Below are 12,262 nucleotides of genomic sequence, written 5' to 3'. Positions count from 1 at the left end.
CCCATCGCTGGGACAACCCAAATCCCCGAATACCACTATCAGCCGTTTTTGCCTCGTTGCCACATGACGGACTCATTACAACTCTAGGATGGCTCTCATCTGCTTGATGAGGCCTGTCCATGAACCACTCGACCGCAACTGTCCTGACCACCCCCGGCACGCCGATGAAGGTGCGCGGCGTGCAGAAACGCTTTGGCGCCTTCACCGCGCTGGATAACGTCTCCCTCGATGTGGCGGCCGGTGAACTGGTGTGCCTGCTGGGCCCGTCAGGTTGCGGCAAGACCACCTTGCTGCGTTGCATCGCCGGTCTGGAGAAGCAGGACGATGGTGAACTGTTCCTCGGTGGGCGAGACGTGTCCGACCTCCCGCCGCAGGCGCGCGACTACGGCATCCTGTTTCAGTCCTACGCGCTGTTCCCCAATCTCACGGTGGAAGCGAACATTGCCTACGGCCTTGCCGGCAGTGGACGCGATGAAACGCGCCAGCGTGTCGCGCAGATGCTGGAACTGGTCGGCCTGACCGGCAGTGAGAAAAAGTACCCCGGCCAACTGTCCGGCGGCCAGCAGCAACGCGTCGCCCTGGCCCGGGCCCTCGCGCCGTCACCCTCACTGTTGCTGCTCGATGAGCCGATGTCGGCGCTGGATGCCAGGGTCCGAGAGCACCTGTGCACCGAGCTGCGCCAGTTGCAGCGCAGCCTGGGCATCACCACCCTGATGGTCACGCACAACCAGGACGAAGCCATGTTGATGGCCGACCGCATTGCCGTGATGAACAACGGCAAGGTCGAGCAGTACGCCACGCCGCAGGAAATCTACGATCGCCCCGCCACGCCCTTCGTTGCGGAGTTCGTCGGCCAGGGTAACTGGCTGCCTTTCCAGCGCAGCAGCGAGAGTCACGCCCGGGTCGGCGAGCTGAACATGCGGCTGGTGGATGGCAGCGCCAAAACCGCGTCGGGCCGCCTGTTCTGTCGCCCCGAGGCGGTCAGCATCAACCCGGTGGTGCACGAGGACAACCTGTTCCCGGCCCGGGTTCGTGAAATCACCTTCCTCGGCAACCGCTGCCGCATGAGCTTCGAAATCGAACAACTGCCGGGCCATACGCTGTTGGCGGAACTCGCGCCGCAAGACATGCCGCGCCTCGGCGCGCAGCAGATCCTGGTCGCCTTGCCGCCGCGCAGCCTGCAGGTGTTTGCCTGATGAGCGCCAACGTCGCGCTGCCGATACCGCACAAGCAGGTCCGGCAGGCCTCCCGTGCCGAGATCGGCGACCGGCTGTTCGTGGTCGGCGGCAAGGTCCTGTTGCTGCTGTTGCTCACCCTGGCGGTGTTGATGCCGCTGCTGGCGATCTTCTGGCGCGGTTTCAGTGCAGAGGCCGGGCAGGGCGGCGGTCTGGTGGCGGCCCGGGAGTTGCTGACCAGTGCCAACTTCCAATGGTTGCTGGGCAACAGCCTGAAAGTCTCCCTCAGTGTCGCGGCCATCGTTGTACCGCTGGCGTACCTGTTCGCCTATGCCCTGCAACGCACGCTGATCCCGGGCAAGGGCCTGTGGCGCGGCATCTCGCTGCTGCCATTGATGGCGCCGTCGATGCTGCCGGGTATCGCCCTGGTCTATCTGTTCGGCAACCAGGGCCTGCTGCGCGGTTTGCTCTCGGACAACATCTACGGTATCTGGGGCATCGTGCTGGGCGAGGTCATCTACACCTTCCCCCACGCCTTGATGATCTTGCTGTCGGCGCTGTCCCTGGCGGATGCGCGTCTGTTCGATGCCGCCTCAAGCATGGGCGCAAGCCCCGCAAAAGCCTTCCGCAGCATCACCTGGCCGGCCACGCGTCAGGCGGTGTTCGCCGCGTTCTGCCTGGTGTTCACCCTGACCATCACCGATTTCGGCGTGCCGGTGGTGGTCGGTGGTGACTATCAGGTGCTGGCGCTGGAAGCGTACAAGGCCGTGGTCGGCCAGCAACAGTTCGGGCGCGGAGCCCTGATCGGCATGGTCCTGCTGCTGCCGGCGCTCTTCAGTTTTGCCGTCGATGCCTGGCTGCGCCGGCGTCAAGGCGATGCCATGAGCGGTCGGGCGCAGGTGTTCCAACCGCTACCGTCCCGGCGCCGCGATGGGTGCTACCTGGCCATCGTGTTGCTGATCTGCGCGGCGTTGCTGCTGGTGTTCGGCATGGCGGTGTTCTCCTCGCTGGTGAAATTCTGGCCGTACAACCTGTCGCTGTCGCTCAACCATTACCAGTTCAACGACACGGCGGGCGGTGGCTGGCTGGCCTACGGCAACAGCGTGAAGATGGCCCTGTATTCGGCGTTGATCGGCAGCGTGCTGATCTTCACCGGCGCCTACCTGATGGAAAAGACCCGAGGCCAGCGTGGTCTCAACCTGACCTTGCGCCTGCTCAGCTTCGTGCCGATGGCGGTGCCGGGACTGGTGCTGGGCCTGGGTTATGTTTTCTTCTTCAACCTCACCGGCAACCCGCTGCACGTGCTCTACGGGACCATGGCTCTGCTGGTGGTCTGCACCATCGCTCACTATCTGACCACCGCGCAAATGACCGCGACCACCGCGCTGCGCCAGCTCGACGCCGAGTTCGAAGCCGCTGCGCTGTCGCTCAAAGCGCCGCTGTATCGGCACTACCTGCGGGTCACCGTACCGATCTGCCTGCCGGCGCTGCTGGACATCGTGCGCTATCTGTTCGTCTCGGCCATGACCACCGTCTCGGCGGCGATCTTCCTCTACAGCCCCGACACCATCCTCGCGGCGGTGGCGGTGTTGAACATGGATGACGCCGGCAACGTCGGCGGTGCGGCGGCGATGTCGACCCTGATTCTGTTCACCTCGGCGGGCGTGTCCCTGCTGCTGGCCTGGGCGTCGCGCGGGTTGCTGCGTCGCTCCCAGGCGTGGCGGCAGACCGTGCCCGGTCATTGATCAGCCTTGCCCTTGTCCCCCACTACCCAACACAGGAAAAAGATCATGTTCAAGCCAATGGCCCTGGCCGCTGCTGTCCTCTCCGCTTTCAGCCTGAACGCCTTCGCGGCGACCACCGAGCTGACGGTCTACACCGCACTCGAAGCGGAACAACTGAAGACCTACAAGCAAGCTTTCGAGAAGGCCAACCCGGACGTCGAGATCAAGTGGGTGCGCGACTCCACCGGCATCATCACTGCCAAGCTGCTGGCGGAAAAAGCCCGCCCGCAGGCCGACGCGGTGTGGGGCCTGGCGGCGTCCAGCCTGGCGATCCTCGACCAGCAGGGCATGCTGCAAAGCTACGCGCCAAAGGACCTGGGCAAAATCGGCGGCAACTACCGCGATGCCGCCAACCCGCCTGCGTGGGTGGGCATGGACGTCTGGGCCGCGACCATTTGCTTCAACACGGTCGAAGCCGAAAAGCAGGGCCTGAGCAAACCGGTGAGCTGGCAGGACCTGACCAAGCCTGAGTACAAAGGCAAGATCGTCATGCCGAACCCGGCCTCGTCCGGCACCGGTTTTCTTGATGTCAGCGCCTGGTTGCAGACCTTTGGCGAGAAGCAGGGCTGGCAGTACATGGACGATCTGCACCAGAACATCGGCCAGTACGTTCACTCCGGTTCCAAGCCGTGCAAGCTGGCGGCGGCGGGTGAATTCCCGATCGGCATTTCCTTTGAATACCCAGCCGTCCAGTTGAAGCGCCAGGGCGCACCGCTGGACATCATCCTGCCGAAGGAAGGCCTGGGCTGGGAGATCGAAGCCACCGCTGTGATCAAGGGCACGCCACATGAAGAAGCGGCGAAGAAACTCGCCGACTTCTCCGCCAGCCCGGCGGCGATGGAGCTTTATAAAGAGAACTTCGCCGTGCTCGCCCAACCCGGTATCGCCAAGCCGCAGACCGAACTGCCAGCCGACTACGAGCAGCGCCTGATCAAGAACGACTTCGCCTGGGCCTCGAAGCATCGCGACGAGATCCTGGCCGAATGGCGCAAGCGTTATGACGGCAAGTCCGAGAAAGTGGCGGCCAAGTAGATCACCATCGGCTGACAGGGCGCCATCGCTGGCAAGCCAGCTCCCACAATGGGCAAGGTGAATCACAGATTGTGTGAACAGCACCGTTCTCTGTGGGAGCTGGCTTGCCAGCGATGGCGGCCTTGAATTCAGGACCTTTTCAGATGACCCAACACAACGACATGCTGATCGTCGGCGCCGGCATTCTTGGTTTGTCCCACGCCTACGCGGCCGCCAAACGCGGCTTGAAGGTCAGCGTTTTCGAACGTAGCGATACGCCGCTCGGCGCTTCGGTGCGCAACTTCGGCCAGGCCCTGGTCACCGGCCAGCCGCCGGGGCCGATGCTCGAGCTGGCCCGAGCCAGTCGAGAGATCTGGGGCCAGTGGGCGCAGCTCGCCGGCCTGCAGCTCAAACGCAACGGCTCCTTTCTGTTCGCCCGCACCGAGGCGGAAGAACAGTTGCTCGAGAGTTTCTGCTCTGGTCGAGCGGTGGAACACGGCTACCGCGTCGATCTGCTGCGCGGTTCAGCCCTGCGTGATCTGTACGACGGCCAGTTCAGCCATCACCGTGCCGCGCTGCATGGCCTGGACGATCAGCAACTGTATTCGCGCGAGGCGATCCCGGCCTTGATCGATTACCTGCGCCGCGAACTGAACGTTGAGTTCCACTTCTCCACCCTGGTGCGCGACATCGAGCCGGGCCGCCTGCACAGTACGGCGGGCAGCTTCAGCGCCAGGCAGATCATCGTCTGCTCCGGGCATGATTATCAGACCTTGCTGGCCGAGCCGATCGCTGAACTCGATCCGCAAATCTGCCGCCTGCAAATGCTGCGCGCCCGTCCGCAGGTCAATCTCAACCTGCAACACGCGCTGCTCACCGGATTGAGCGGCGTGCATTACGGCGCCTTTGCCGATCTGCCGGAAGCGGCGGCGGTGCAGGCGCAAATCCTTCGCGACGAACCGCACCTGCACGACAACGGCATCCACCTGCTGATCAGCCCGACGCCCTATGGCGAATTGATCATCGGCGATTCCCATCATTACGGCCGCGATGCCTCGCCCTTCAACGCCGAGCAGGTGGACGACTGGATGATTGAACTGGCCGAGCAGACGTTGCGCTGCAAGGTGCAAGTGGTCGAGCGTTGGCAGGGTGTCTATGGCGCACGCGGCCCGGGGCCCTTCTCGTTCCTGCGTCCGGCCCCGGGCGTTGGCGTGGCGCTGATGCATACGGGCGTTGGCATGAGCGTCGGGCCGGCCATGGCTGAACACAATGTCGCGACTGTGCTGGGAGAATGTTGATGGACCGTCATTCGCAGGTGATCGATGAGGTCTTCGCCCTGTACCAACGCTTCGGCGACAGCGACTACATCGGCGAGCCGGTGTCGCAGATCGAGCACATGTCCCAGGCCGCCGAACTGGCCATGGCCGAAGGCTTCGATGACGAAGTGGTGCTGGCGGCCTTCTTCCACGACATCGGGCACCTCTGTGCCGAGCACGCGGACAACATGGGCGGGTATGGCGTGGTCAGCCATGAACGGCTGGGCGCCGACTACCTGCGTCGCGCCGGTTTCAGCGAGCGCTTGGCGCGGCTGGTGGAATATCACGTACAGGCCAAGCGTTACTTGACACTCAGGGAGCCGGGCTATTACCAGCGCCTGAGCGAAGCCAGTCGGCGCACCCTGGACTATCAGGGCGGTGTGATGAGCGCTGCCGAGGCCGATGTTTTCGAGCAGGACCCCTTGTGCGCGGTGAGTTTGCGCATGCGTCAGTGGGACGAGCTGGCCAAGGAACTGGGGGTGCCGGTGATGGATCTTGGGGTGTTGAAAAGCAAGGCTGCGAAGGTTTTGGCCAGGGCCTGAACCGAGTCGCGGCTATCGCGAGCCTGCTCGCGATGGAAGTGTCAGAGAACTAAAGCTGCTGTGCCAACCCCTCAACCATTTCCTGCCGCTCGGCCTGGCTCAACCTGGGATGCGGATTGAGCGACGACCACTGTGGATGCGCCCGCGCCTTGTTCAGGGCTTCGGGCAGCTTGCCTTCGCGCCAGGTCTTGTCCTGCGGGGTGGCTACCTGGATGCTGTCCAGCGCCGCATGGCCACGGGCATTCAAGGCTTGCAGCAACTGGCGCTGACGCAGCGCCAACAGGCGCAGCACGCTGTCATCGACCGTCAATTCCCGTTGCCCCTTGATCTTGCCCAGCAGCCGGCTGCCATAGCTGCGCGCGGTTTGCAGGGCGCCCCCGGCAATGGCGCCGGCCAGGGCGGCGGCACCCAGGGTGATGCCGCCCACCAGCAGGTCGACCCCGGCCCCGGCCGCCGCGCCGGCCGCGATGCCGCCGCCGACCCGCACCCCCAGTTGCTTGAGGGTTTCGGGGTTGAACAGGTCGTCGCCCCAGCGCCCGTCGAGCAAGGGCAGGTCACTGGCCGCCGCGTCCTGGGGGCGGAAGGCGTAGAGCTTGAGTAGCGCCTCGACGCAGCGTTGCTCGCGTTGACGAACCGCTTTGCGCAGCTCGCCGACGGCTTGCTGTTCCTGCTCGGCGTCGCTGGCCACGCTGCGTCGGCAGGCCGCGCAATCAATCAACAATTCGGCAATCAATCGCTTCGCGCTGTGCTGTCGGGCCAAGCGCTGCGCCTCTTGATCAGCGATCAGCCGCTCCAGGGGTTCACGGGCGTTTTCCAGCAGCAGGGCGAGGCTTTCGTAGAGCCGGCGTTCGCCATCTTCCGGCGGGGCCACGCTGTCGAAACGCACCAGCGCGTGCAAGCCGAGGCGGGCCAGTGCTTCGCGCCAATCCGGCTCGCGATGGTTGGCGCTGCTGACGAAATTCAACACCGGCAGCAAGGGTTTGCCGCAACTGGCCAGCACCTGCAGTTCGTCACGGTACTTGGCGAGCACCGGCTCGCGGGCGTCGATCACGTAGAGGCCGGCGTCGCAGGTCAGCAATTGCCGCAGGACCTTGGCTTCCTGCTCGAACCGCTGGCGGGCTTCGCTGCCTTCGAGAAAACGCGCCAGTCGCGCCGGACCGTCGAGGCGTTCGCCGGGGCGTTCCAGGCGTTCGAGGTAGTCAAGCAGGGCGATGGCATCTTCCAGGCCGGGTGTGTCGAACAGGTCCAGCAAGGGCTCGCCGTCCACCGAGAGTCGTGCGCCTTCGACGTGCCGCGTGGTGCTGGGGCGATGGGACACTTCGCCGAAACCGACATCCCGGGTCAGCGTGCGCAGCAGGGAGGTCTTGCCGACGTTGGTGTGGCCGACCACGGCCAGTTTCAACGGTGCTTTCCACGGACTAGTCATGACCGGTCTCCAGCCAGTTCAGCGGTGCGCAATCGGCGTACGGCAATTCAAGCTGTTGCAACGCCACATGCCAGTCGCCGAGGCGTTCGGCATCCAGCGCTTCGCCGGGTGGAGCCTGCAGCAACCAGACGCGGGTGGCACTGGCGTTGCGCGCCAGTTCGGCGATCAGGGCCAGGCTACCGCGATCGGGTGAGCGGCGCGGGTCGCAAGCGATGGCCAGGCGCGCCGGGGGGAAGCGACTCAGCTGTTCGAGAAGTTTGTGCCGCGATTCGCGGCTGTCGAGGACGCCCGCGTCACTCACATTTTTTGGCAATGCCGGTGGCCAGGGGCGCTGATCGTCCAGTTCGATCGCCACCAGCAACGCGCCATCGCTTTGCAGGTCGCTGACCGTGCTTTGCACGCGATGCAACTGCTCGGGTGCCGCGTCACTGATGCCCAGCCGTTCGCTGGTGGGCATCAGGCGTTCGCGCAGTTGCGCATAGCCGGGCAGGTTCAGGTCCAGTTGCAGCTGGGCGCGCCCGCGCTTCCAGCGCCAGACGCACAACAGCGCCAGTAACAGGCGGGGCAGGACACCGTAGACCACCAGCACCCCGACCAGCCAGGTGGCCCACGCCTGACGGGCGCTTTCGATGTTCAGCGCGCCATCGCCACTGGCGCGGATCATCTCCACCGTCGGCACGTTGAAACCCAGCAGCGCCGGCAGGGCGCCGAGGGCCTGGGTCATGGCGACGAACGTATCGGAGCCGAGCAAGGTGGTTTCCCAGACAAACCCGTAGCGCCGGGTGGCCATCAGTGTCAGCAGGAGGATCAGGGCGCTGAGCATCGCCAGCAGCCACAAACCGTTGACCAGTGCGCCGAGTACCCAGCGATTGAGCTTGCGCCGTTGCAGCAACAGCAGCAGGGCGGGGGCCAGTTGCGCAGCCTTGGCATCGCGCGCGAGTTTCTCGCTGAGCCACAACCACAGGCGCCCCAGTGTCGCGCCGTGCTCGCCGGCAAACACCAGGCCCAGCGCCCAGCTCAACAGCAGGATCAGGTTGAGGCCGAGCAGGCTGCCCAGGGCCCAGAACACATTCACCGGCGTCTGCCCGTCACCCAGTGCGGCGAAGGCCAGGCCGGCGCCGCTGACCACGGCCAGCACCGCCAGCAGGATCAGCGCCAGCCGGGCGCCTTGCAGCCAGTGCCCCAGTGCATCGCTCAACCCGTCGCGTTCAGCCAGCCACAAGGCGCGGCGTTGAATCCGCGCCGACAGGTCGCCACCGGCACTGCGGGCCACTCGATTGGCTTCCAGGTCGTCCAGGGGGCCTGCGTGTTCTTCGCGCAGGCGAATGGTTTCCGTCAGCCAGAGGTTGTTCAGTTCTGTCACGCGCCATCCCGTCGCTCAATTGAGCTGTGAGCATAACCGCTGTGGCGCTTATCGGGGTACGGGAGGCTCTGGTATCCTCGCCGGCATGACTAAATCACTCCCCCTCAGCCTGATCGCAGCCCTCGGTGAAAACCGCGTGATCGGCGTCGACAACAGCATGCCCTGGCACCTGCCGGGGGACTTCAAATATTTCAAGGCCACCACCCTGGGCAAGCCGATCATCATGGGCCGCAAGACCTGGGATTCGCTCGGTCGTCCGCTGCCGGGGCGCTTGAACATCGTGGTCAGCCGTCAGGCGGACCTGGTGCTGGACGGTGCCGAGGTTTACCCATCGCTGGAAGCGGCGGTGATTCGCGCCGAGCAATGGGCGAAAGAACAGGGCGTCGATGAGCTGATGCTGATCGGCGGGGCGCAGTTGTATGCGCAAGGGCTGGCGCAGGCGGATCGGCTGTACCTGACCCGCGTGGCGCTGAGCCCGGACGGGGACGCGTGGTTTCCGGAGTTTGACTTGAACCAATGGAAGCTGGTGTCGAATGTGCCGAATGCGGCGGAAGGCGACAAACCAGCGTACACCTTCGAAGTCTGGGAAAAGGCTTGAAAGCATCGCTGGCAAGCCAGCTCCCACAGTGCCCAGGGTGAATCACCTGTTGCGTGAACACCATAGATCCCTGTGGGAGCTGGCTTGCCAGCGATGGGGCCAGATCAGGCGCTGAAGATTCAGGCGTGCGCCAGCTCCGCGTGCTCATCCGCATCCAGCAACGCCTTGTCCGTCTGCTGCATCACCTGGCTGGTGATCGCCCCGGCCGTGATCGAACCGCTCACGTTCAACGCCGTGCGCCCCATGTCGATCAGCGGCTCCACCGAAATCAGCAACGCCACCAGGGACACCGGCAAGCCCATGGCCGGCAGCACGATCAACGCGGCGAAGGTCGCGCCGCCGCCCACGCCTGCCACGCCAGCCGAACTCAAGGTCACGATCGCCACCAGGGTCGCAATCCACAACGGATCCAGCGGGTTGATGCCCACGGTCGGCGCCACCATCACCGCCAGCATTGCCGGGTACAGGCCGGCGCAACCGTTCTGGCCGATGGTCGCACCGAATGAGGCGGCGAAACTCGCCACGGACTGCGGAATGCCCAGGCGACTGGTCTGCGCTTCGATGCTCAGCGGAATGGTCGCGGCGCTCGAACGGCTGGTGAAGGCGAACGTCAGCACGGGCCAGATTTTGCGGAAGAAACGCAGCGGATTGATCCCGGCCGCCGACACCAGCACGCCGTGGACTACAAACATCAGGCCCAGGCCGAGGTAGGACACCACCACGAAACTGCCGAGCTTGATGATGTCCTGCAGGTTGGAACCCGCGACGACCTTGGTCATCAGCGCCAGCACGCCGTAGGGGGTCAGCTTCATCACCAGACGCACCAGACGCATCACCCAGGCTTGCAAGGTGTCGATGGCGTTGAGCACTTTCTGGCCTTTTTCCACGTCATCCTTGAGCAACTGCAACGCGGCAACCCCGAGGAACGCCGCGAAGATCACCACGCTGATGATCGAGGTCGGCTTGGCCCGTGCCAGGTCGGCGAACGGATTCTGCGGGATGAACGACAGCAGCAGTTGCGGCACATTCAGGTCCGCGACCTTGCCGGCATAGTCGGTCTGGATGGTTTGCAGGCGCGCCATTTCCTGAGTGCCAGCCACCAGCCCTTCGGCGGTGAGGCCGAACAGGTTGGTCAAGCCGATACCGATCAACGCCGCGATGGCGGTGGTGAACAGCAGGGTGCCGATGGTCAGAAAGCTGATCTTGCCCAGCGACGAGGCGTTGTGCAGGCGGGCCACGGCGCTGAGGATCGAGGCAAACACCAGCGGGATCACGATCATTTGCAGCAACTGCACGTAGCCGTTGCCCACCAGGTCGAACCAGCCGATCGAGGCTTTCAGCACCGGGTTGCCGGCGCCATAAACGGTGTGCAAGGCAACACCGAATGCCACGCCGAGCACCAGCGCGAGCAGGACCTTTTTCGCCAGGCTCCAGGTGGTGTGGCGAGTTTGTGCCAGGCCCAGGAGCAGGGCGAGGAACACCAGCAGATTGAGAATCAGCGGCAGATTCATAAAAACTCCGAAGTGACGGGTGCGAGCCACCGTCCGGGGCAGCTGCGAACGCGCAAGCCTAACAGTTTGATTTTCAATGAATTAATACCCAAAAAATCTTAGGACTGTCGTTTTTGGAATATGCAGGTGTCGTTTTCAGGAATGCAGCTGGCGTGAAGGGGATGCGTGCGGTCGCTGACAGAAGAGGGCTGTCATATGGATTTGTTAGCGTCGGTGTTTTAAATCAGGGGAGCATGCCGATGAAACTTGCACCGAAATTTCTCGCCGCAGTGGGATTGAGTTTGAGCCTGGGCCTTGCCGGCCAGGCCTTCGCCACGGATTTGAAACACTGGCCCGCCGATCAGGCCAAGGCGCTGGACGCGATGATTGCCGCGAACGCCAACAAGGGTAACTACGCGGTGTTCGACATGGACAACACCAGTTACCGCTACGACCTCGAAGAGTCGTTGCTGCCGTTCATGGAAAACAAGGGCCTGATCACTCGCGACAAACTCGACCCCTCCCTGAAACTGATGCCGTTCAAGGACACCGCCGACCACAAGGAAAGCCTGTTCAGTTACTACTACCGCCTCTGCGAAGTGGACGACATGGTCTGCTACCCATGGGTCGCGCAGGTGTTTTCCGGCTTCACGCTCAAGGAGCTCAAGGGCTATGTCGACGAGTTGATGGCGTCCGGCAAACCGGTGCCGGCCACCTATTACGAAGGCGACGTGGTCAAGAACCTCGACGTCAACCCGCCGAAAATCTTCACCGGCCAGCAAGAGCTGTACAACAAGCTGATGGAGAACGGCATCGAGGTCTACGTGATGACCGCCGCTTCCGAAGAGCTGGTGCGGATGGTGGCTTCGGATCCGAAGTACGGCTACAACGTCAAACCGCAGAACGTGATCGGCGTGAGCCTGCTGCTCAAGGATCGCAAAACCGGTGAGCTGACCACCGCGCGCAAGCAGGTCACCGCCGGCAAGTACGACGAGAAAGCCAACCTCGGCCTCGAACTGACGCCTTACCTGTGGACCCCGGCCACCTGGATGGCCGGCAAGCACGCAGCGATCCTGACCTACATCGACGAGTGGAAAAAACCGGTCCTGGTCGGCGGCGACACCCCGACCAGCGACGGCTACATGCTGTTCCACGATGTGGACGTAGCCAAGGGTGGCATCCACCTGTGGATCAACCGCAAGGACAAGTACATGACCCAACTCAACGGCATGATGGCCAAGCATGCGGCGGCCCAGGCCAAGGAAGGGTTGCCAGTCACGGCGGACAAGAACTGGGTGATCGTCAAGCCTGAGGAGATTCAGTAAGCCCGCGTCGCTGACCCCTGTAGGAGCGAGCATGCTCGCGATGGTCGTCAACGATAACGCTTGCTGCCTGACAGTCCGCGGTGCCTGATCCTCCATCGCGAGCATGCTCGCTCCTACAGGGGGGGGTGACCGGCCGAAATTAAAAATACCCGCACCAGGCGGGGGGTTTTAAATTATGCGGCTGACCCATAAACCCCCGGGGGCATAGCCATGTGGTTATGATTTAAACAAA

Annotated in this window: 10 protein-coding genes; 7 read left to right on the top strand and 3 right to left on the bottom strand. The window is 63.7% G+C overall.

Annotation, left to right across the window (positions count from 1 at the left end; all coding sequences use genetic code 11):
• Positions 1-119: 119 nt before the first annotated feature.
• The 5 genes from QIW53_RS16200 (at position 120) to QIW53_RS16180 (ending at position 5,828) form a co-directional block, all read left to right on the top strand.
• The gene (locus QIW53_RS16200; RefSeq protein ID WP_371050598.1) at positions 120-1,196 is read left to right on the top strand and encodes a putative 2-aminoethylphosphonate ABC transporter ATP-binding protein; all 1,077 of its coding nucleotides are present in this window, start codon (positions 120-122) and stop codon (positions 1,194-1,196) included.
• Positions 1,196-2,920, top strand: a complete 1,725-nt coding sequence (locus QIW53_RS16195) for a putative 2-aminoethylphosphonate ABC transporter permease subunit (protein WP_371050597.1) — start codon at positions 1,196-1,198, stop codon at positions 2,918-2,920. The genes QIW53_RS16200 and QIW53_RS16195 overlap by 1 nt, the downstream gene beginning before the upstream one ends.
• A 45-nt stretch (positions 2,921-2,965) precedes the next feature.
• Positions 2,966-3,991: a putative 2-aminoethylphosphonate ABC transporter substrate-binding protein gene (locus tag QIW53_RS16190; protein ID WP_371050595.1), complete on the top strand. Its 1,026-nt coding sequence runs from the start codon at positions 2,966-2,968 to the stop codon at positions 3,989-3,991.
• A 143-nt stretch (positions 3,992-4,134) separates the two neighbouring features.
• Positions 4,135-5,268 (top strand): TIGR03364 family FAD-dependent oxidoreductase, encoded by a 1,134-nt coding sequence (locus QIW53_RS16185; protein ID WP_371050594.1) that lies wholly within the window; start codon positions 4,135-4,137, stop codon positions 5,266-5,268.
• The gene (locus QIW53_RS16180) at positions 5,268-5,828 is read left to right on the top strand and encodes a phosphonate degradation HD-domain oxygenase (RefSeq protein ID WP_371050593.1); all 561 of its coding nucleotides are present in this window, start codon (positions 5,268-5,270) and stop codon (positions 5,826-5,828) included. The genes QIW53_RS16185 and QIW53_RS16180 overlap by 1 nt, the downstream gene beginning before the upstream one ends.
• Before the next feature lie 49 nt (positions 5,829-5,877).
• Here the strand turns inward: QIW53_RS16180 and QIW53_RS16175 are convergent, their stop codons facing one another.
• On the bottom strand, positions 5,878-7,254 hold the full coding sequence (locus tag QIW53_RS16175) for a GTPase/DUF3482 domain-containing protein (protein WP_371050591.1): 1,377 nt from the start codon (positions 7,252-7,254) through the stop codon (positions 5,878-5,880).
• On the bottom strand, positions 7,247-8,617 hold the full coding sequence (locus QIW53_RS16170; protein ID WP_371050590.1) for a DUF2868 domain-containing protein: 1,371 nt from the start codon (positions 8,615-8,617) through the stop codon (positions 7,247-7,249). The genes QIW53_RS16175 and QIW53_RS16170 overlap by 8 nt, the downstream gene beginning before the upstream one ends.
• Before the next feature lie 85 nt (positions 8,618-8,702).
• Between QIW53_RS16170 and QIW53_RS16165 the strand changes: the two genes are divergently transcribed.
• A complete protein-coding gene (locus tag QIW53_RS16165; RefSeq protein ID WP_371050589.1) occupies positions 8,703-9,215 on the top strand; it encodes a dihydrofolate reductase in 513 nt (170 codons plus the stop codon).
• A 119-nt stretch (positions 9,216-9,334) separates the two neighbouring features.
• Here the strand turns inward: QIW53_RS16165 and QIW53_RS16160 are convergent, their stop codons facing one another.
• A complete protein-coding gene (locus QIW53_RS16160; protein WP_371050588.1) occupies positions 9,335-10,726 on the bottom strand; it encodes an L-cystine transporter in 1,392 nt (463 codons plus the stop codon).
• Positions 10,727-10,965: 239 nt separating this feature from the next.
• On the opposite strand from QIW53_RS16160, the gene QIW53_RS16155 reads away from it, so the two are divergent.
• A complete protein-coding gene (locus QIW53_RS16155; protein WP_371050587.1) occupies positions 10,966-12,030 on the top strand; it encodes a haloacid dehalogenase-like hydrolase in 1,065 nt (354 codons plus the stop codon).
• Positions 12,031-12,262: the final 232 nt, after the last annotated feature.

It is taken from the genome of Pseudomonas fluorescens, from assembly GCF_041354075.1.
Taxonomy (GTDB): Bacteria; Pseudomonadota; Gammaproteobacteria; order Pseudomonadales; family Pseudomonadaceae; genus Aquipseudomonas; species Aquipseudomonas fluorescens_CE.
This window is presented reverse-complemented; position numbering and strand designations above follow the sequence as displayed.